General features: G+C 35.7%; 18 protein-coding genes. 3 read left to right on the top strand and 15 right to left on the bottom strand.

The window, feature by feature from the left end:
• Positions 1–84: 84 nt before the first annotated feature.
• The 4 genes from Q0E86_RS06585 to mraZ are packed head-to-tail and all read right to left on the bottom strand — an operon-like array spanning position 85 to position 3941.
• Positions 85–2277: a penicillin-binding protein gene (locus tag Q0E86_RS06585; RefSeq protein WP_295755553.1), complete on the bottom strand. Its 2193-nt coding sequence runs from the start codon at positions 2275–2277 to the stop codon at positions 85–87.
• Between the two features lie 18 nt (positions 2278–2295).
• Positions 2296–2571, bottom strand: a complete 276-nt coding sequence (locus Q0E86_RS06580; protein WP_295755551.1) for a hypothetical protein — start codon at positions 2569–2571, stop codon at positions 2296–2298.
• A 5-nt stretch (positions 2572–2576) separates the two neighbouring features.
• A complete protein-coding gene (gene rsmH, locus Q0E86_RS06575; protein ID WP_295755550.1) occupies positions 2577–3503 on the bottom strand; it encodes a 16S rRNA (cytosine(1402)-N(4))-methyltransferase RsmH in 927 nt (308 codons plus the stop codon).
• A 6-nt stretch (positions 3504–3509) separates the two neighbouring features.
• The gene (gene mraZ, locus Q0E86_RS06570) at positions 3510–3941 is read right to left on the bottom strand and encodes a division/cell wall cluster transcriptional repressor MraZ (RefSeq protein ID WP_295755548.1); all 432 of its coding nucleotides are present in this window, start codon (positions 3939–3941) and stop codon (positions 3510–3512) included.
• Between the two features lie 248 nt (positions 3942–4189).
• Here mraZ and Q0E86_RS06565 point away from each other — a divergent pair, with 248 nt between their 5' ends.
• On the top strand, positions 4190–5716 hold the full coding sequence (locus Q0E86_RS06565) for an L-lactate permease (RefSeq protein WP_295755546.1): 1527 nt from the start codon (positions 4190–4192) through the stop codon (positions 5714–5716).
• 51 nt (positions 5717–5767) lie between these two features.
• Here Q0E86_RS06565 and Q0E86_RS06560 read toward each other — a convergent pair whose 3' ends face one another.
• Positions 5768–6613 (bottom strand): DegV family protein, encoded by an 846-nt coding sequence (locus Q0E86_RS06560; RefSeq protein ID WP_295755544.1) that lies wholly within the window; start codon positions 6611–6613, stop codon positions 5768–5770.
• 112 nt (positions 6614–6725) lie between these two features.
• Between Q0E86_RS06560 and Q0E86_RS06555 the strand changes: the two genes are divergently transcribed.
• Positions 6726–7214: a DUF1836 domain-containing protein gene (locus tag Q0E86_RS06555; RefSeq protein WP_295755543.1), complete on the top strand. Its 489-nt coding sequence runs from the start codon at positions 6726–6728 to the stop codon at positions 7212–7214.
• 227 nt (positions 7215–7441) lie between these two features.
• On the opposite strand, the gene Q0E86_RS06550 is transcribed toward Q0E86_RS06555, so the two are convergent.
• From Q0E86_RS06550 to pulA, 9 genes are all read right to left on the bottom strand, one after another.
• Positions 7442–7621 (bottom strand): hypothetical protein, encoded by a 180-nt coding sequence (locus tag Q0E86_RS06550; RefSeq protein WP_295755541.1) that lies wholly within the window; start codon positions 7619–7621, stop codon positions 7442–7444.
• Positions 7608–7793 (bottom strand): hypothetical protein, encoded by a 186-nt coding sequence (locus tag Q0E86_RS06545; RefSeq protein WP_295755539.1) that lies wholly within the window; start codon positions 7791–7793, stop codon positions 7608–7610. Before Q0E86_RS06545 ends, Q0E86_RS06550 begins: the two co-directional genes overlap by 14 nt.
• Before the next feature lie 109 nt (positions 7794–7902).
• Positions 7903–8964 (bottom strand): branched-chain amino acid aminotransferase, encoded by a 1062-nt coding sequence (locus Q0E86_RS06540; protein WP_270484396.1) that lies wholly within the window; start codon positions 8962–8964, stop codon positions 7903–7905.
• A gap of 69 nt (positions 8965–9033) precedes the next feature.
• Positions 9034–10323: a leucyl aminopeptidase family protein gene (locus Q0E86_RS06535; protein WP_295755537.1), complete on the bottom strand. Its 1290-nt coding sequence runs from the start codon at positions 10321–10323 to the stop codon at positions 9034–9036.
• A 2-nt stretch (positions 10324–10325) separates the two neighbouring features.
• Positions 10326–11132: a pyrroline-5-carboxylate reductase gene (gene proC / locus Q0E86_RS06530; RefSeq protein ID WP_295755534.1), complete on the bottom strand. Its 807-nt coding sequence runs from the start codon at positions 11130–11132 to the stop codon at positions 10326–10328.
• Positions 11133–11143: 11 nt separating this feature from the next.
• Positions 11144–13102, bottom strand: a complete 1959-nt coding sequence (gene nrdD / locus Q0E86_RS06525) for an anaerobic ribonucleoside-triphosphate reductase (protein ID WP_295755532.1) — start codon at positions 13100–13102, stop codon at positions 11144–11146.
• A gap of 1 nt (position 13103) precedes the next feature.
• A complete protein-coding gene (locus Q0E86_RS06520; RefSeq protein WP_288519435.1) occupies positions 13104–14240 on the bottom strand; it encodes an anaerobic ribonucleoside-triphosphate reductase activating protein in 1137 nt (378 codons plus the stop codon).
• 55 nt (positions 14241–14295) lie between these two features.
• A complete protein-coding gene (locus Q0E86_RS06515) occupies positions 14296–15807 on the bottom strand; it encodes an IMP dehydrogenase (protein ID WP_295755527.1) in 1512 nt (503 codons plus the stop codon).
• 45 nt (positions 15808–15852) lie between these two features.
• Positions 15853–17961, bottom strand: coding sequence for a type I pullulanase (gene pulA / locus Q0E86_RS06510; RefSeq protein ID WP_295755525.1), 2109 nt, complete (start codon positions 17959–17961; stop codon positions 15853–15855).
• Positions 17962–18060: 99 nt separating this feature from the next.
• Here pulA and fumC point away from each other — a divergent pair, with 99 nt between their 5' ends.
• Positions 18061–19434, top strand: a complete 1374-nt coding sequence (gene fumC, locus Q0E86_RS06505; protein ID WP_295755523.1) for a class II fumarate hydratase — start codon at positions 18061–18063, stop codon at positions 19432–19434.
• 20 nt (positions 19435–19454) lie between these two features.
• Here the strand turns inward: fumC and cls are convergent, their stop codons facing one another.
• Positions 19455–20990: a cardiolipin synthase gene (cls, locus tag Q0E86_RS06500; RefSeq protein ID WP_295755522.1), complete on the bottom strand. Its 1536-nt coding sequence runs from the start codon at positions 20988–20990 to the stop codon at positions 19455–19457.
• Positions 20991–21187 lie beyond the last annotated feature (197 nt).

Raw genomic sequence — 21187 nt, 5'->3', positions numbered from 1 at the left:
TTTACCCAACCCGAATGACATTTGTCAACTTGAAAACAAAATCCATTTCATTTTGTATACCGAAAAAAAAGAGCTTTCGCTCTTTTACTCTAAATTCACCTCAATTTTTGTATCCGTAGAAATCGTTGTACCCTCTTCTACATTTTGACTTGTTACCTTACCATAACCACTCGTCTTTATGCCAATACCCGTCAACTGCCAGAACACCGTAATATCCTTACGCGTCCAACCCGTCATATTGGGCATTGTGATCTTACTACCATTTGTCAACACAAAAACACGATCATTTGAATTGATTGTGATATTGGAATCTGGATATTGACCCACGACACTTGTACCATCACCAATCACTTCAAAATGCACTTTTTTATCTTTCATCTTCTCATGCGCATAATCAATCGTATGATTGACTAAACTTGGCATTGAATAACTCTCCCACTTCTCATACGTATCTTGGGTATCGGTTGTAGGTGTTGTAGAAACACCATATATCTGCAATGTATCACGCATGATCTTTTTAAATGGTTCTGCCGAATATGAAGTAATATTGGTAGAAACCAAGCCATAATACACCATGACCTTTGGATCATCTGCAGGAGCTGCCGCCATGACACTGGAAGTATGATAATCCGGATCATATTTACCTAAATTTTCATTATAGATTTGTGCCGTTCCCGTTTTCATCAATAAGTCAATACCATCCATTTTAAAACGATGACCACTCGCCCCTTCATCCGTTACATGCGACATCAATTCCTGCACTTCTTTTGCGGTTTGAGACGAAATGGGCGTACCCACAGCCTTTTTCTTATACTTCTTTACCGTTTGTCTCGTATCACTATCCACAATCGAATCAATGACATATGGACGCATCATAGTTCCATCATTAAATATAGACGTATAGGCTTGGCACAATTGTAAAACCGTAATTGAACTTGCCTGACCAAATCCAGTCGACAAATAATCGGTTGGAAGCCCCACATTCTTCACGCCCAAAGATTGCGCTACATAAGGCGTATTTACCTTTTGAAAGAACCCAAACTTATCTAAATAATCACAATACTGACTATAATTGACATAATTGGCTAATAACTCACAAATACCCACATTACTTGAAAAAGCCAAACCTTGATCAAAGGTGATCGTACCAAAATCTTCATCCAACGCATCCGCAATATATGGATATGGTGTCTCTGTACCAATGGCCACACGAGAAATCTTTGCGGTATTTGGATCGTAGTTGTACCAAAATTGATAAGATTGAAAAGTTTGATTATAAGGATATACATTTGTATCCATCGCAATCGCATACGTAAATGGCTTCATTACTGAACCCGGCTCATACGTACTTGTAGAAATCGCATCTTGATAGCTAGGAATTTCTTTATGTTCATTCTGATCAAAAGTAGGATAGCTTGCCCAAGCCAAGACTTTACCCGTTTCTACTTCCATCACAATGCACCATGCCGATTTGGCATTCTCATTTTCCATGGTAGCCTGCAATTGAGCTTCCACAGTTGACTGTAATCCAGAATCCAATGTCAGCACAACATCTTTTCCATTTTTAGCTTGTTCGATAACTTTTGTAGTTCCCGGAAGCTTAGAACCATCCACCGTCTGTTGATATTGTTCTGAACCATTCTTTCCTTTCAACAATTCATTTAAAGATAGCTCTAGACCCATCTTTCCTTCGATTGATTGTGTATCCTCATCATAAGCCGCAAACCCAACTAGATTGGAAGAATATGGCGTTGTTGGATAATAACGAGATACCGCATCAATAAAGCCAATTCCCGGAATTTCTAATTTTTTGATTTCTTTCATGACACTCTTTTTAATACGCTTCGTACCCGCACCCAATTCTGTTTGCGATTTACCCGACTTTTTAGCCGACTTCATAATTTTGATCAACGTCTTTTCATTGACTTCATCCCCTAAAACAGACTTTAACTTTTTAGCCGTAGACGCAATATTCTTGACATAATTTGGATTTCCATCGGCATCTACAACTCCCGAATCTAAATAGGCGACGATCGTATAGGCAGTTGTTTGTTGCGTAATAACAGTATGATTACGATCATAAATCGTACCTCTTTTTGCGGTAACCGTCTTTTCGACAATACTCGATGCGATACGTTTATCCAATACATCTTTTTGCGACCATAAATGCCTATGTGTAACCATAGTGAAAAGAACATTAGCTACCACTAATGTTCCAATAAGTGTCATTCGTAAAATCATTTTAAAAAGTTCATTATTACTTTTTCGAACCGACATTATACATCACCACTCCATCTAGTCATTTATTACATATATATTATTTTCATTATCAGAGACTTCATTGTCAAGCATTCCTAACAATCGACCCTTTTCCTGTAACGTATTGACTTCATTTTGGAGCTCTTCTACAGATTGTTCTTTCTGCGCAATTTCATTTGCTAACTCACTCTCTTGAACCGAAAGCGAAAGATTCATTGAACTTACATATGTTTTTGATGCGAAGTAGAAGACCAATGACAACACAAATAAAGTTAAAACAAGTGCACCTGTTAAATTAAACTTTCTTTGCATATGCATCATCCTTTCTTCTCTATCCCTCTTAATTTTGCGCTATGCGCCCTATTATTCATTTCTAATTCTTCACTACTTGCTAAAACCGGTTTTCGATTTACCAATTGATATTCTAAATTTTCTGTCCCCACTTGTGGCAGCCTCTTATTCACCTTTTTGGCAACGGCCACCTCTTTAAAAATCTCTTTCACAATTCGATCCTCTAAAGAATGGAATGTGATGACTGCCATTCTTCCATGTGGCTTCAACATCGTTAATCCATCATGCAATACAGTCTCTAATTGTTCTAATTCATGATTTACTTCAATACGAATCGCCTGAAACGTTTGTTTCGCTGGATGCCCCTTTTTTCTTAAAACAGCAGCTGGAAGCGCTGATTTAATCACATCCACCAATTCAAATGTCGTTTCGATTGGTGCGTTTTCTCTAGCACTACAGATCTTATTGGCTATCTTAACCGCAAAAGGCTCTTCGCCATAACGCTTTAAAATACGAATCAAATCTTCTTTATCATACGTATTCACTACAATATAGGCATCTAATTCTTGGGATTGATCCATACGCATATCTAAGCGTGCATTCGAACGATAGCTAAACCCCCTTTGGCCATCATCGAATTGCGGACTTGATACACCCAAATCCATAAATATACCATCTACAAAATTGATACCACGCTTTGCTAACTCACTCTTTAAATTTTCAAAAGGAGAATGAATCAAAGTAAAATGATCTCCAATTGCCTTTAAACGTGGCATACTTTCATCAATCGCATTTTGATCACAATCAAACGCATATAAATGTCCACTTGTTAAACGTTTTAAGATTTCACTACTATGTCCCCCTCGACCCAGTGTGCAATCCACATAGATCCCATCTTCTTTTATTTGTAGCATGTCAATCGATTCATTCAATAATACACTAATATGTTCCATTCATTACTACCCCATAATTTCCGATAAGTGTTCGGCCGCTTCTTCAAAAGATGCACTCTGCTCTTCTTCTAAAGCTTCCCAGCGTTCTTTAGACCAAATTTCCAAATGGTTCGCTACACCTATAATCAAACATTCTTTTTCAAGAGAAGCCAAGGCGATTAAAGAGGATGGAATTAAAATTCGACCCTGACTATCCATTTCACATTCTGCTGCTTTTGACAACATCATACGCTGATACATACGTGCGTCTTTATTTGTCGAAGGCAAAGTTGATAGCTTTTGATACACTTGCTGCCATTGCTCTACCGTATATACATACAGGCATCCATCAAGTCCTCGGTTTACGACAACATGTTCACCTAGTTCCTCACGAAACTTAGCTGGCATAATCAATCGCCCCTTACGATCTATGTTATGCGCGTATTCCCCCATGAACATGTGTCTTCACCCCCACTCTATGACACAATATGCTACTTTGTACCACTATAATACATCATTCCACTCAAAAAGGCCACAACATTATCAAAAAATGTATTAATTTTTTTAATCCCTTAGTTAGTCAAAAAATAACCACATTTTTTACCATCATTTGTTGTTTGATTACGCTTACACGCCTATTTTTAGCGTTTTTCTTTTGACAATCTATCTCACTTTGATATAATCAACACACATAAGGGAGAGATGATATGAGTTTTCTATATTTTATTTTGGGACTTTGTCCCATTTTGTGGCTGATATTTGCGCTAACCGTACTTGGATGGCCCACATATAAAGCTGCCTTTGGTTCTTTAATTATTTCCGCACTCTTATCCATTGCGATTTGGCAACAAAGTTTTCTAAATACAATGAGTGCTGCTTGTGAAGGTTTCTTAATGGCACTATGGCCCATTATTGTAGTCATTATCGCAGCTGTATTTACATATAATTTGTCACTACGTACACGCGGTATGGAAATCATCAAACAAATGATTACCAGTGTTTCAAGTGATAAACGAATCTTAGTTTTATTAGTCGCATGGTGTTTTGGAGGATTTATGGAAGGTATGGCTGGTTTTGGTACTGCCATTGCCATTCCTGCAAGTATGCTTGTAGCTTTAGGTTTTGAACCTTTATTCTCATGCTTAGTCTGCCTGATTGCCAATGGTGTTCCAACTCCATTTGGATCGATTGGTATTCCAACCGTTACTTTGGCAAATCTAGTTGGACTTGAAAATACCCAATTGGCATTTACACAAACACTTCAATTGGCACCATTTATGTTGCTATGTCCATTCTTGATCGTCATGGCAACGGGAAAAGGCGTGAAGGCATTAAAAGGAGTTACAGCTGTAACTTTGGTATCTGGACTTAGTTTTCTAATTCCACAAATGATCGTTGCTAAATTTGTAGGTGCTGAACTTAGTGTTGTCGTTGGAAGTGTATGTTCATTATTATGTACAATTCTATTCGGTTCAAAAGTAAAGCCAAATCCTGAATATGAAATGAAGTTAGAGGCAGCAGAAAAAATCACTGTTAAAAAAGCATTAACAGCTTGGTCTCCATTTATCTTTATCTTTATCTTCTTATTATCGACTTCAAAATTAATAGCTCCAGTCAATACATTCTTATCAAAGTTCGCATCAACAGCTATTGTTTATACAGGAGAAAATCCAAGCACAATGACATTTACTTGGATCAACACACCAGGTGTATGGATCTTCTTATCGGCAATTTTGGGTGGATTGATTCAAAAAGCTACATTTAGAGATTTTAAAGTGGTATTTATCGCCACACTTAAACAAATGTCACAAACCATTATCACAATGCTATGTGTACTTGGATGTGCGAAAATCATGGGCTATGCAGGTATGATTGCTTCGATCGCATCGTTTGCGATAGCTGTAACTGGAAGTTTCTATCCATTCTTTGCTCCATGGATTGGATGTCTAGGAACATTTGTAACGGGTTCAGGAACAAGTTCAGGTGTATTATTTGGTGCTGTACAAGAAAGTGCTGCACAAAGTTTAGATGCCAATCCATATTGGATCGTCGCATTAAACTCACTTGGTGTCGCGGCTGGTAAAATGTTGTCACCACAATCTATCGCAATCGCATTAAGCAGTGTAGATGGACAAGGACAAGATTCTAAATTATTATCCATGATCTTACCTTATGGTGTAGCTTTTATTATCGCAATGAGTTTTGTGGCTTATTTTGGTCAGATGGTGTTCTAAAGTAGGTAAAGATTAAAAAAAGAAAAAAAAACATGGCTTAAGGAAAATTCCTTAAGCCATTTTAATTGCCTGTACTGCAACACATCCAGGACCACCCTGCGTAATAAATGCAGGTGATAAAGGATAAATCACAACTTTTGCACCTTCAAAAGTTTCATTGATCTTCTTTTCAAACATCATCGCCAATTCTTCATTAAAGGCATGTGAAATGTAGAATGTATAATTGGAATCAAAACCATTATTTTTAAAATCTTCAACCACCATATTGACAGCTTTTTTATAAGTGCGGCTTACACCAAACTTATCTAAGCCTATGCCGTCTACGCCTTTTTTCAAAATTGGAATTAATTTTAATGCGCCACCCAAAGTAGCTGCTAACCCTTTGATTCTTCCACCACGAACTAAGAATTGAAAATCTACAGGAACAAGATAAGACTCTTCCTGCATACGACTTTGTACGATCATCATTACGATGTCTTTAGCTGTTGCCCCATTTTCAGCCATCTCTAAAGCCGTATCCACCATTAAACGATGTGGTCCACATAATGTTTGTGTATCTACTACATGAACTAAATCTGGATTGTCACAAGAATTTTTCGCCATCATAGCCGTTTGATACGTTCCACTCAATCCAGAAGCCATGGCGATATCAATGACTTCATCCCCATCTTTGGTAAATTCATTATATAAATCAATTTTTTCTCCAAGACTTGGCTGTGATGTTTTAGGAATCTTGTGCTCTTCAATCATCGTTAATAATTGTGTACTCGTGATATCCTCAAAATCTCGATATGTTTGTGAATCAACAGTAATATTCAAAGGAACAATCGACAACCCTTTTTTCTTTGCCGACTCAATCGAATACAAAGTCGATGAATCAGAAATAATATGAATCATTCTTTTTTTACCTCTCTTTAGATAAACAATAATATAGATATAACAATAAGTCAATACATCTAGTATTAATTTCTAGATTGTGTAAGAATTCATTTTATGTTACACTATGATTATGAAAAATTATACATTTCCAAGATGGAACGACTTACCTGAAATCGAACTCTATATGGACCAAGTTATCACTTATATCAACGACAAATTAAAAGATACATATTTTAACGATGAAAAATTCATCACCAAATCTATGATCAACAATTATGTCAAAACAGGTATTGTTCATCCTCCAGTAAAAAAACATTATACAAAAAGTCATTTAGCTTACTTTTTAGTTTTAACCATCTTAAAAAGATGCTATTCCATGCAACAAATCACATCTTTACTTCATATTTATACAAATATGAAAGATTCAACGATTGAACAAGCCTATGACTTATTTATATCTCGATTTGAAGACTCCTTAAATGATGTTTTCAAAAACAACCGCAATACGATCACATTTGAAAACACCAATCCCGAACAAGAATTAATGGATAATGTCATTCAATGCATCATCTATAAGATGCATACAGAATATACCCTAAACAAATACGAACAAGAATAGAGAGCAATCTCTATTTTTTTATTCACTACCATGAACCATCTATCTTCCTCCACATACCCATAAGTAACTTCCATTCCAAGAACTTTATTGAGATACTTCGTTTGTTCACCGCCAATCTTAACTCTTTTTCTGTATTTCAACTCTTTTTATGTTAAGATGCAAAATTAGAGTTAAGTTTTACTGCAAACTCGCATTATCACACGTCACCTTTCGTAACATATATACCTCTACACAAAATTTCTTGCATACTTATTATTAGACGACATTAAGCTTGTACCGACTCCAACACAAGTCCCAATATATGTAAAGTTAAATAAATAAAACAAGTTCTTTGTGGATATATACAAAGAAAGGGCAACCATCTCAAATACGAACCAAATCGACAAGGATACTCTATACTTTTTCATTTGATTTAATCTCTTTTGCGGCCAAGATAATCCCAATTAAGTTACATCCTAGTGATAATCCAATCAATACACCACTTGAAAAATCACTAAAATCACTTCTAGTACTTCCATCAAATATTGCCGAAGCCAAAAACAATATATTTCCTACTACAATCAACCATATTCCTTTCATAAGCATCCTTCTTTCTGAATCATTTATATCATGAATATGTAAGCATTCAGTTAAAGAAATTTTAAATTTTAAACAAAAAAGAAGATGTACAACGTACACCTTCATCAAATTAATCGACTACAACAGTCCATCCATAAGGATCTTCAATCGTTCCCCATTGAATACCTGTTAAAGTATCATATAGTTTTTGTGTTAATTCACCTGTTTTAAAATCAGAAACAGTCACAACATCACCTTTATAGTACAATTCTCCAATTGGACTAATTACGGCTGCAGTACCAGTTCCCCAAGCTTCTTGAAGTTTACCATTGTGACCAGCTTCCATCAATTCATCAACAGCTAAATGTCTTTCTTCAATTTCATATCCCCAATCCTTTAAGATATGTAAAATCGAATCACGAGTAACACCAGGAAGTACTGTACCTTCACATGGAGCTGTCACAATCTTATTATCAATTTCAAACATAACGTTCATAGAACCAACTTCTTCAATATATTTACGGTGAACTCCATCCAACCATAATACTTGAGAATAACCCAATTCTTCAGCCTTTACTTGAGCAGCTAAACTACCTGCATAGTTTCCACCACACTTAGTAAATCCTGTACCACCTTTGGCAGCACGAACATATTCATCTTCAACATAAATCTTAACTGGGTTAACACCTTCGGCATAATAAGCACCAACAGGTGAACAAATAATCATGAATTTATAATGACTAGCTGCATGTACACCAATCGCAGCTTCTGTCGCAAACATGAATGGACGAATATATAAAGATTCTCCTTCTCCAGTTGGAATCCAGTCTTCAGAATATTTAACGATTGTCTTTACTGCATCCACAAACATATCCACAGGTAAAGTTGGCATACTCAAACGTTTATTTGAGTTCGCAAAACGCTTCGCATTCATTTCAGGTCTAAACAATTGAACCTTACCATCCTTAGTACGATACGCCTTTAAACCTTCAAATGTTTCTTGTGCATAGTGCAATACCATGCTTGCTGGATCAAATTCTAATGGTCCATAAGGTACGACTCTTGCATCATGCCATTCTTGACCAGCATCCCAATCCATCACAAACATATAGTCTGTGTAGTATTTACCAAAACCTAAAGCTCCGGTTGGTTTTTCTTTTAAGTTTTTACTTTCTACAAATTGTACTTCCATTAATTTGTCCTCTTTTCTAAACACGTATGATGATACCACGTTCTGTGATTTATTTCAATACGTTTTCATTTATTTACATTCATTTTCAAAGAAATGAACAATTGTCTCAATCATGACACCCGTAGCCACTTCATCCTTATCGCTTGTTCCCGCAATATCCAAGTGGATCCACTTTGTTCCTTCTTCAATAAATTCTTCCAAGAATGCTGCTGCTAAACTTGCATTTCCACCCAAAGTCTTTGAATTGACAATATCCGCTACCTTAGAACACTTTAATTCCGAATGGAAATACTCATCCACAGGCAAACGCCAAATCTGTTCCTTTGTAGCTTTTGAAGCGCCTAAGAAAGGCAAATAGAAACTATCATCATTACTAAAGATTCCCGTATATGTACTTCCTAAAGCACGAACACAAGCCCCTGTTAAAGTTGCCATATCAATAACACGAGTAGCCCCTAATTTTTGCGCCATTGTCAAGGCATCTGCCAAAATCAATCTTCCTTCTGCATCCGTATTTGTGACTTCAATCGTCTTACCACTTAAACTTGTGATCACATCCCCATCGACAAAGCCATGTCCATTGATTTTATTCTCTGTGATAGGTAAAACACACACAATATTCTTTTCCACTTTTAATTCTGCCAATAATTCTAAAGCACAAAGCATATTGGCAGCTCCACACATATCGTACTTCATACCATGCATGTTCGATTTGATATTGTAGCCACCTGCATCATAAGTAAGACCCTTACCAACAAGTGCCGTATAATCCTCTTCTTCTTTTCCACCATCATAACGAATCACAACCATAAAACAAGGCCTGTCTGAACCTTGGTTCACCGCTAAAAGTGCACCAGCACCAAGTTGGTCTAAATCTTCTTGATTTAAAATTTCAATTTCCATACCATACTTTTCACTAACCACCTTGGCCTCATCCACCAAATGATCCGGTGTTAAAAAGTTAGCCGGCATATCACTTAGTTCACGCGCATGATTCACAATGGAAGCAACTGTTTTACCCTTTTCAAATTCAGCCGTATATCCATCACTTTCTAAGTCATACACCTTTGTCTCTTTATAACTATACGCACCATATACAAGTCCAAAACCAGCCGCATACGCCGTATTTTCATTAACATATACTAAATAATCATCCGCATCAACTTTACTAAAAGCTTCCTTGATATTCTTTTTACCATCACCCAAACCAACGACTACGATTTTTTCACAATCCAATTGATTTAATGTATGAATCGTTGTGATCTTGCCAAATTCTAAATCCAATTTCACATCTTTAAAAGCCGCTAAACTTTCAGGTAATGCTTCTCCCTCAAATAATCCGATACAAATATTTTTCATACTTATTTTCCCTCCGTCATTTTCTTTGATTTTTCACCACAAGCACGCATTGCCGATTCTACACTTGCTCTAAATCCTGTTCTTTCAAGTTCGCACACCGCATCGATCGTTGTACCACCAGGCGAACATACCATATCTTTTAATGCACCCGGATGCATACCTGTCTCTAATACCATCTGAGCACTTCCTAAAACGGCTTGCGCGGCAAATGTATACGCTTGTTTTCGAGGTAGTCCTTGGGCTACAGCTGCATCGGCCATAGCTTCAATAAACATAAATACATAAGCAGGACTTGAACCACTCACACTCGTTACGGCATCCATCATAGTTTCATCAACCACTTCACATTTTCCAAAACTATTAAAAATAGATGTGATACAATTCTTATCTTCTTCAGTCACTAAATCATCAAACGAAATAGCACTCATAGCTTGAAGAACTAAAGCTGGCGTATTTGGCATAGCCTTAATAACCTTTACATCCTTGCCAAAATATTTCTTAACATCCAAAATAGTTACCCCTGCCGCAATATCGACAATAATCACATCACTTTTTACACTCTCTTTGATTGTTTCAATCAATTTAGGATAATGTTTAGGCTTCACACTCAAAACCAATACATCACTATTTTGTGCTACCGTTTTTTCATCTAAAGACGTTTTAACACCATACTTTTCATGTAAACGATCCAAATTTTCCTGGTGATGATCACACACCCAAATCGTATTAAATAATTTATTTTTGGCAATCCCTTCAATCATGGCACCACCCATGTTTCCAGCCCCAATAAATCCAATTGTTTCTCTCATCGTATCCCTCCTTAAATCGAATATGTCTTTCTTCTTGAAAACTCTTTTTGTTTACCCTCATTCCAATCCTCAAGATTACGATAATAACCCGATACTCTTGAATAGATTTCTAATGGTTTTTGACAGATTGGACAAACATCTTGTTTTCCAGACACATACCCATGATCTTCGCAAACCGAATACGTTGGCGTAATTGTAAAGACAGGTATGTTGTAGTTTTCATAAATTGTTTTTACTAGTAGCGCAGCCATTTTCCAATTTTCAATCCCATGATCAATAAAAACCGGAAAAGAAGTAGCCCCACTATAAAGAGTTTGTACTTTTTGTTGCATACGCAAAGCCTCAAATACATCATCCGTACTGGCAACATCTAAATGCGTTGAATTCGTATAATAGCCATGACTTTGAATTTCTGGATACTTCTCTTGATCGATTTTCGCAAAATGCGTACATACACTTTCAGCAGGCGTTGCCTCTAGATTTAGCTTTTGTGCTTGGCTTGAAATTTTTTGATTTAAAAAATTCAATATCTCTTGTGCAAAGTTTTGCGCATGCACATCCATCAAATCTTTCTGCAGCCATTTCGCATTGATACAAGCCTCATTCATGCCCACAACACCTAATGTTCCATAGTAATTATTAAAATCGGATATATAAGCTTTTGTATAAGGATATAGTCCTGCCTCTAACAATTGATTCAAGACTTGTCTTTTCACTTTAAATGAACGTATAGCCACATCACTCAAGCTATCTAAACGCTTAAAGAAATCTTCTTTAGAACTTGATAAATAAGCCAATCGAACTAGATTCAAAGTGACAATTCCCATACTGCCACACAAAGGTTTATATCCAAAATACCCCTCTACATCCTGCTTTTCTTGTGTTAAAAAATAAGGCGTTCCATATTTCGCGCAAGCCTTAAACAATTCTTCTTCATGCATCCAATCAAAGTTTGAATGTAAATAAAGGGCAACTATTGGAAATTGAAAACCACGCCCCGATATATCGCCTTTATTCAAGACTTCAAATAATGCATCATGCAAGATTCTCATTTCGGCTTGACAATCTGAATATGTAAAATCTTCTTCACGCCCTGCTACGATTGCCTTTCTGTTTAAAAATTCTTTTGGAATATTCCAATCCAAAGTAATCTGACTAAATGGAGCTTGCGTTCCCCATCTAGAAGGGATGTTTATCCCATAAATAAAGCTTTCTAGACAATCATACACCATCTTTTTTGATAATTGATCCTTATGGATAAAAGGCACTAATAACGTATCAAAATGCGCTAAAGATTGTGCACTTGCCCACTCATTTTGCATAATACCCAAAAAATTCACCATTTGATTACATAATGTACCCAAATGTTTAGCAGGTAAAGAGGAGATCATTTTATTCACAGAAGGAAGGCCACGCAAGATCAAATCTTCTAAAGACCATCCAGCACTACACCCCGTCAACATATGAATATTATGAATATATAGATCACCATTTTTATGGGCATTGGTGATTTGTGCATCATACACTTCACTTAACCAATAATTCGATGTGATCATTCCTGAATTTGAAAGAATCAAACCACCCACAGAATATGTAGCGAGTGAGTTTTCATCTTCTAAAGGCACATTATTATGCAAATACGAATTCACTAAATGAATATATTCATTGGCTGTCGATTGGATCTTACGTACATTTTCCCTTTGTTTACGATACAAAATATATGTTTTCGCAACCAGATAATACCCCGATTCTGACAACGTTTTTTCAACACTATCCTGAATCATTTCAACACTGATTCGATTTTCTTTGATCTTCGCTTGAAAATCTGCCGTAGCCCGTAACACCAATAAATTGATGATCGCATCATCTTTTTCCATATGTAAAGAATCAAAGGCTTTTGAGATCGCAGAAAAGATTTTTGATGAATCAAAATTGACTATCGATCCATCCCTTTTTTCGACTTCTATCATACTAGTTCCCCCATATCTCTACATGTTTGACATATTGTTCTAATATTGTTTTATATTTTAAAATCTGATCAAAACTAGGACTGCGCAAAGAATGATCAATCGTTGTAGAACAATCTTTAAAAGGCTGTAATACAACATGATCCACACCTTGAATCCATTGACCTAATTCATCCATCGTCTTTTCATTATGAAATTCATCGACCAATGTGATACAAATATCATAATCGAAAGAAGATGTTTTTAATTCATTCAATGACTTTTCAATATCCTTTAGATCCACATCATCCACACCACACGTTTTCGCATAGGCACTCGGCGCATTTTTTATATCTAAACTCACATAATCAACCAGTCCATCTTTTAAGATTCGTTTTAAACGATCATAGAACATACCATTGGTATGAAGCTTGATTTTATAGTCTAGTGACTTGGCATATTGTAAAAAAGAAAGGATTCCCTCATGCATCAAGGGTTCACCACCCGAAATATAGATTCCCTCTAAATCTTTATGATGACTCTTTAAATATTCATTGATCTTTTCATTGACAATCGGATACATATTTTCCTTTAAATACACCAAATCTTTTGAATGACAATATGGACACTTTAAATTACATCCACCCGTATATAACGAACAACTTAAATAAGGATCAAAGTCGGATAAGGATAATTTTTTTAATTTATAAAATTGAAGATTTGTCTGCTCTAGATCCGCATAACTTCGCGCATGATTGGATAACGTTTGATAAAACTTTGAGAAAACTTCTATTTCATCCGCATTTAGATCTTGCGTAATATGATGCCACCAATCTCTTCGAATTCCATAAATTTCAGAAATATGTTTTTTAGTAAGTGCCGTTGTATATAATTCTTTAGCACGCTTATCTTTTGCGCTTGTTAAAATGGAAACGTATCCCAAAGTGTTCAGCTTTTGAACATTTTTAGTCACAGTTCCCTTATCGTAGCCTCCAACCTGCACAATTTGCTGCAAAGAAATCCCTTCATTCTCATAGATTTCAATTAAAATAGGCAGTTGGGCATAGCTTAAATTTAAATCCTGAAGCATTTTATCATAATATTTTTGTGTACTTCGATATAGAATACTTGAATCCATCAATAAATCATTTTGTTTTTCCATATAGGTATTATAAGCGATTTTCATATAGAAAAAAAGGACCGAAGTCCTTTTGAGATTATTGTGGTTTTGCGTCGAAATGTTCATCACGAACAACAACGTCGTGAGCTCCACCTTCGACAATACTTGTACTAGATACTAAAGTAACCTTTGCATCTTTTTGAAGTTCAGGGATTGTCAAACATCCACAGTTACACATTGTATGACGAATCTTAGAAAGAGATAGTCCAACATTGTCTCTTAAGCTTCCTGCATAAGGAACATATGAATCAACACCTTCAACGAATGACATTTTTTTGTCTCCACCAACATCATATCTTTGCCAGTTACGAGCACGAGCACTACCTTCACCCCAGTACTCTTTCATATAGTTTCCATTCACACTTACAATTTTATTTGGAGCTTCTTTGAAACGCGCAAAGTAACGACCTAACATAACGAAGTCTGCTCCAAATGCCAATGCCAATGTAATGTGATAATCATGTACGATACCACCATCTGAACAAATTGGAATATAAACACCAGTTTCTTCAAAATAGGCATCACGAGCTTTTGCGACATCAATTGTAGCTGTAGCTTGTCCACGTCCAATACCTTTTTGTTCACGTGTAATACAGATAGAACCTCCACCGATTCCAATCTTAATAAAGTCTGCACCCGCATCGGCTAAGAAACGGAAACCATCTCCATCAACCACGTTACCAGCACCAACTTTTACGCTATCACCATATTGTTCACGAATCCATTTGATTGTTTCAGCTTGCCATGCTGAATATCCTTCACTTGAATCAATACATAAAACATCAACTCCAGCTTCAACTAATGCAGGTACACGAGTCGCATAGTCACGTGTATTGATACCAGCACCAACGACATAACGCTTATTTTCATCCAATAATTCATTTGGATTGTCTTTGTGTGATTCATAGTCTTTTCTAAACACAAAAGCCTTTAAATGTTGTTCTTGATCAACAATAGGCAATTGATTTAATTTGTGTTCCCAGATCAAATCGTTTGCTTCTGATAATGTAATATCTTCGTTTCCAACGATCAATTTTTCAAATGGAGTCATGAATTCTTTTACTTGAATCGAATGATCCATACGACTTTCGCGATAATCACGACTTGTTACGATACCTACTAATTTTCCATCAGCTTGACCATTGTCAGTAACAGCCATTGTTGAATGTCCCGTTTTTTTACGAAGCGCAATCACATCCTCTAATGTTGCTTCAGGGCTAATATTTGAATCGCTGCCAACAAATCCAGCCTTAGTCGATTTTACTTTTCGAACCATAGCGGCTTGAGACTCAATTGTTTGACTACCGTAAATAAAACTTACTCCACCCTCACGTGCAAGTGCACAAGCCATTTCTTCACCACTAACAGCCTGCATTACAGCACTTACCATTGGAATATTTAAAGAAAGTGCAGGTTCTTCACCTTTTTTGAATTTAACTAAAGGCGTTTTCAAACTCACCTTATCCGGTGTACAATCCGGACCTGTGTAACCAGGAATCAATAAATACTCACTGAACGTTCTAGATGGTTCTTCAAAAAATTTTGCCATTTTATATCTCCTTCTCAATTTAAACTATATTATATGTTTTGAGTTCTAAGCCGTCAAGCCAATTTGACAAACGACAACACTAAATGCGGCAATATGAATATCAAACGTATCTAAAGGATTGCTGCTGCCATTGTCAAACAAGATTCGAGCCTGCTGATCCAAGTGATAATCATATGGAATATTTGTAGGATTGAAGAAAGCTACACAATGATCTGTATCTTTTTGACAAGAATATACTAAGACCTGATCATATATCGTATCAAATTGAACACCTGCTTCAATTTCTTCAGTTGTACTCAATCTAAAACAAGGATGTGCTTTACGAATTTCAATCAATTCTTTTGTACGCTCCACAATTTCAATATGATGATCTCTTCTTTGATAATCCACACGATTATAGTTATCCGAACGATTATATGTGTTGCCTAAATTTTGTTTAGTACGCCCAAACTCCTGTCCACAATGAATAAATGGAATTCCTTGCGCAAGTAATACCATCGCATTCGCAAGAATTTGACGCTTCTCCCTTAAATCACGACTCTCCCCGTGGCAACAAACACGGTTTTTATCCCATAAAGTATGATTGTCATGACACTCTACATAGTTGACTACTTTTGTAGGACTATCAAACACATGATCTAAACAACTTGCTCCCATGCAACATTTGACCTGATAGATCAAATCCGCTTGACCTGACGCAAATCCTTTACGTGAAAGTTCATCATTTGATCCACGAACCACTTCACGGAAACGATCCGAGAAATGACCTACATGTGGCATCTTAGCTTGATTCAATTGTGAAGCACGAATCTCTTCAGCTACAAAGCTTGGCATATTCCAACCTTCACCATAAATCATAAAATCAGGTTTTACTTTTTTACACTCTTCACTAATTTCATTCATCAAGTTATAATCTAGAATTCCCATCAAATCAAAACGGAATCCATCCACATCATACAATTCAATAATTTTTTTACATGTTTCTATAAAGTATTTACGTGCCATATAAGGCTGGGTATCAATATCATTTCCACAAAAACTACCATTTGAGAATTCACCCTCACGATTCATTAAGAAATAATAATCGGGAACCATGTTTTCTAACGCAAAGTTTTCTTTAACATACACATGATTAAACACCAAATCTAAATTGACACGAATTCCTGCTTTATGACAATCATGTACTAGTTTCGCAAATTCTTCAATTCTTAATTTCGCATTAGATGGATCTAATGAATAAGCCCCTTCTAAACAACGATATTGCACCGGATCATATCCCCAGTTATAGAAGATATTTGGATATACTTCATCAACACTGCCAAAGTCAAACACAGGCATCAATTGTACATGCGTAATACCCAATGATTTTAAATAACTAAAGCCTGTATTATGGGCCTTTGTGACTTCATTTTCTTCCGTAAAACCCGCAAACTTTTTAGGATGCGATACACCAATTCCAGTTTGACTTGTCATATCACGAATGCTTGCTTCATATATGATCGCATCACATTCACTATCCATAGGTTTCAATTTGATTTTTTCGGGAAGCTTTAAACTTTTAGGATCCATAATGACACTATATTGTGCATTCGGACCACTAAAACAAGTATATGGATCTGTTACCCCTTTATATTCACCATTGACTCGAACTAAATAAGAATAATGTACTCCATTTAGATCTTTATTGATAGTAAGTGAAAAAACTCCTTTATCTTCTCGAGTCATCGATTCAACGATCTTCTTACCATTCAAGACATATCCAACATTGACGGCTAAGGCTGTTGGTGCCCATACTTTAAAAGTAGTTTTTTCAGGTGTATATATCACACCCAAATCATCTTTTTCATACTTAAACTCTTTCGCAAAACGCTCTGTTTTGACAATATGAGAATATTTGGCAACACAAGTCTTACAATGTTCATCATAGACTGTATATTCTTGGCCAATCTCTAAATTTCCATTTAAAGATAGTGCATAATGGGTAAATCCATTATATAAATCGGATTGTGACTGTATTGTCAAAGGGATAATACGGTTCTTTGTATCCTTCATGTGGAAGATTCGGCTTTTTCCACCAAAAAAATTTTTGGACATATAAACATCCAAACAATTATAATCATCTAAATAAGCCTCATATGGCTCTTTCATTCGCATATGTAGCACTCCTCATTTCCTTAAGTTACGACTATATTGTAACATGTATAAAGACAATTTTTTAAAAAAATGTTAAACTACTGCATAGAGGTGAACAAAATGAGTACATATCGTATAGAAGAAGATTGCTTAGGCCAAATCAAAGTCGAAGCCGATAAATATTGGAAATCACAAACTCAAAGAAGTTTAGAGAATTTTAAGATTGGACAAGAATTAATGCCAAAATCTTTAATTCATAGTTTTGCGATTTTGAAAGAAGCTTGTGCCAAAGCCAACCTTCATTTCAATAAAATCAGTGAAAAACAATGTGAAGCCATTGTCCATGTATGTCAAAATATAGAAGACGGACAATACTTAGATCAATTTCCTTTGCATGTTTGGCAAACAGGTTCTGGTACACAAACCAATATGAATGCCAATGAAGTCATTTCGATGTTAGGAAATGAATACGCAAAAGAAAACATTCTTCATCCTAATGACACCGTAAACGCATCTCAAAGTTCAAACGATACTTTCCCAGCTGCTTTACATATCATGGTGGCACAAAAAATCAATACAGAACTTCTTCCTCAATTAGATGAAATGATTAACCAAATCAAAAAATTAGAAGAAGAAAATGAAGGTATTATCAAGATTGGTAGAACCCATCTTCAAGATGCGACACCATTATATTTTTCACAAGAATTAAGTGGATACCGTTCTATGATTGAGCATAGTAAAGCTCAAATTGTAGACAGTTTAAAATATGTTTATGAACTCGCTTGTGGTGCAACAGCAGTAGGTACTGGAATCAATTGTCCAGAAGGTTTTGATGAAATCGTCACAAAAATCATTTCTGAAAAAACAAAGCTACCCTTTATTCCAGATTCAAATAAATTCCATGCCCTAACAAGTAAAGATGCCATGGTCTATACGAGTGGTGCTCTAAAAGGTCTTGCGGCCAACTGCATGAAGATTGCCAATGATGTAAGATGGCTTGCGAGCGGTCCAAGAAGTGGCATTCATGAAATTGATATTCCAAGCAATGAACCAGGATCAAGTATCATGCCAGGAAAAGTGAATCCTACACAATGTGAAGCCTTGACAATGGTTGCCGTACAAGTCATGGGAAATGATGCAGCTATTGGCATTGGTGCAAGTCAAGGAAACTTCGAATTGAATGTATTTATGCCATTAATTGCCTACAACATGGATCAGAGCATTCAATTATTAAGTGATGCAATCCACTCTTTCACAATTCATTGTTTAGATGGATTAAAAGCCAACAAAGAAACTATGGATAAAAACTTACATAATTCATTAATGTTGGTGACTTGTTTAAATCCAGTCATTGGCTATGAAAAAGCAGGTCATGCAAGTCAATATGCGTTCAAAAATAATTTAACTTTAAAAGAAGCCATTTTAGAATTGGGTTATTTGACTAGCGATGAATTTGATTTGTATGTTCAACCCGAAAAAATGATTCATAAATAAAACACAAAAGGTATTTGATCCTATAGAATAGGACTAAATACCTTTAATACATTTCGATAAATTTTTACAATTGGATTGGTGTTTATACACTCTTCTAATGAAACTTCATGTGAGACTTTGAATATTTCTTCAAAGTCATTTTTTATATCTTTCAAACAATTGACTTCATGCATCCACACACCACATTCATAATGCTGATAATATGATCTAAAATCCATATTCACGGTTCCAACCACAGCACTTGAATCATCGATAATACATACTTTACCATGGATAAAACCCGGTGTATATTCATAGATTTTAACGCCAGCCTTGATCAACACATCAAAGTTAGCTTTTGTGACTTGATACACCATCTTTTTATCGGGAATACCAGGAACTACAATACGTACATCTACACCATTAGATACCGCAAGTTTTAATGATGAGATCATTTCAGCATCCAAAATTAAATAGGGTGTAGATATCCAGAAATAATCTTTGGCACATCCAAGCATATTTAAATGCATATGAAGTCCTGTATTATTTTGATCCGTTGGAGAATCCGAAAATGGAATAATGAACCCTTTTTCTTTCAATTTAGAAAAACAAGCTCGATCTTGAATAAAACGAGAATAAGAAGTATATTCACTCGCTTGATAGTTCCATATCTGTAGAAAAGAAATGGTAAACATTTCTACACCAGGTCCTTTGATCAAACATCCCATATCTTTCCAATGTCCAAAGCGTTTTTTCGTATTGATATACTCATCCGATATATTACAACCACCCGTAAAGGCAACCTTGCCATCAATGACCAAGATTTTTCTATGATCTCGATTATTCATCTGCATTGCGAGTTGAGGGCGCAAAGGGTTAAATACATGTGTTTTAATACCACGATCATTTAACCATTTCGCATAGTCTCTAGGTAAATAGGTTAATGATCCCATATCATCATAAATAACACGAACATCAACTCCCATGCTTGCCTTATCTAGAAGGATCTGTAAGATCGTATTCCACATGACACCTTTATTGATGATAAAAAATTCAATAAAGATAAAGTCTTTCGCTTTGATCAATTCTTCAATAAATGCTTGATATTGTTCTTCGCCAGAAGGAAAATATTGAACTGAACAATTTTCATATACAGGAAAATATCCATTAGACCAAGCCATAGAGATCATCTTATCTAATACATAATCATCTTCATGTAGGTGTTCTAGGATTTCAACATTTTGAAGCGCATATTTCTTATAATCCGAATACGCTTGTCTATCTTTGATCATTAAAGCTTTAGGAATCTTACGATTGCCAATCAATAAATAGACAACTCCACCAAAAATCGGAAATGCCATAATCAACAAGACCCATAATAATTTTGAACTTGAATCCGAATCACGATTGATAATATGTAATGAAACACATAAACTAAATGCGATTAGAATAAAGTTCACTATGAAGAAGCGTTGACTAAAATAACTCATTAGAACAAACAATGTGATCATCTGTAATAATAAGGCTAATATGATATATATAGGTTTGGATTTACAATATTTTAATAATTTTTGCATATGTATATTATACCCTTGAAGCGTATAAAAAAAAAGCGGACAAAAGTCCTTAAAAGTATAAAAAAAGACCCGGCAGCTAGCTATCTTCGCAGGTGCAAGCCCAACTATTGTCGCCGTGAAACGGTAGTTCGACAGTTGTAAAATCGTAAATATTCCAAATGTCGCTTATGTAGCGCTTTTTTTATGTCAAATTTTCT

The sequence above is a fragment of the uncultured Holdemanella sp. genome (assembly GCF_934754935.1).
In the GTDB taxonomy this organism is placed as follows: domain Bacteria; phylum Bacillota_I; class Bacilli_A; order Erysipelotrichales; family Erysipelotrichaceae; genus Holdemanella.
Note: the sequence above shows the minus strand (reverse complement) of the source record. Positions and strands in the feature narration are given on the sequence as shown.

What these genes read in the sequence shown, in the direction of transcription:
- Q0E86_RS06555 (WP_295755543.1), top strand. Translation starts at nt 6,726, where the DNA reads ATGAAAAATTATACATTTCCAAGATGGAACGACTTACCTGAAATCGAA.
- Q0E86_RS06520 (WP_288519435.1), bottom strand. Translation starts at nt 14,240, where the DNA reads ATGGAAAAACAAAATGATTTATTGATGGATTCAAGTATTCTATATCGA.
- pulA (WP_295755525.1), bottom strand. Translation starts at nt 17,961, where the DNA reads ATGCGAATGAAAGAGCCATATGAGGCTTATTTAGATGATTATAATTGT.
- Q0E86_RS06540 (WP_270484396.1), bottom strand. Translation starts at nt 8,964, where the DNA reads ATGGAAGTACAATTTGTAGAAAGTAAAAACTTAAAAGAAAAACCAACC.
- Q0E86_RS06515 (WP_295755527.1), bottom strand. Translation starts at nt 15,807, where the DNA reads ATGGCAAAATTTTTTGAAGAACCATCTAGAACGTTCAGTGAGTATTTA.
- Q0E86_RS06585 (WP_295755553.1), bottom strand. Translation starts at nt 2,277, where the DNA reads ATGTCGGTTCGAAAAAGTAATAATGAACTTTTTAAAATGATTTTACGA.
- Q0E86_RS06545 (WP_295755539.1), bottom strand. Translation starts at nt 7,793, where the DNA reads ATGAAAGGAATATGGTTGATTGTAGTAGGAAATATATTGTTTTTGGCT.
- Q0E86_RS06560 (WP_295755544.1), bottom strand. Translation starts at nt 6,613, where the DNA reads ATGATTCATATTATTTCTGATTCATCGACTTTGTATTCGATTGAGTCG.
- Q0E86_RS06535 (WP_295755537.1), bottom strand. Translation starts at nt 10,323, where the DNA reads ATGAAAAATATTTGTATCGGATTATTTGAGGGAGAAGCATTACCTGAA.
- rsmH (WP_295755550.1), bottom strand. Translation starts at nt 3,503, where the DNA reads ATGGAACATATTAGTGTATTATTGAATGAATCGATTGACATGCTACAA.
- Q0E86_RS06565 (WP_295755546.1), top strand. Translation starts at nt 4,190, where the DNA reads ATGAGTTTTCTATATTTTATTTTGGGACTTTGTCCCATTTTGTGGCTG.
- fumC (WP_295755523.1), top strand. Translation starts at nt 18,061, where the DNA reads ATGAGTACATATCGTATAGAAGAAGATTGCTTAGGCCAAATCAAAGTC.
- nrdD (WP_295755532.1), bottom strand. Translation starts at nt 13,102, where the DNA reads ATGATAGAAGTCGAAAAAAGGGATGGATCGATAGTCAATTTTGATTCA.
- Q0E86_RS06550 (WP_295755541.1), bottom strand. Translation starts at nt 7,621, where the DNA reads ATGAAAAAGTATAGAGTATCCTTGTCGATTTGGTTCGTATTTGAGATG.
- cls (WP_295755522.1), bottom strand. Translation starts at nt 20,990, where the DNA reads ATGCAAAAATTATTAAAATATTGTAAATCCAAACCTATATATATCATA.
- proC (WP_295755534.1), bottom strand. Translation starts at nt 11,132, where the DNA reads ATGAGAGAAACAATTGGATTTATTGGGGCTGGAAACATGGGTGGTGCC.
- mraZ (WP_295755548.1), bottom strand. Translation starts at nt 3,941, where the DNA reads ATGTTCATGGGGGAATACGCGCATAACATAGATCGTAAGGGGCGATTG.
- Q0E86_RS06580 (WP_295755551.1), bottom strand. Translation starts at nt 2,571, where the DNA reads ATGCAAAGAAAGTTTAATTTAACAGGTGCACTTGTTTTAACTTTATTT.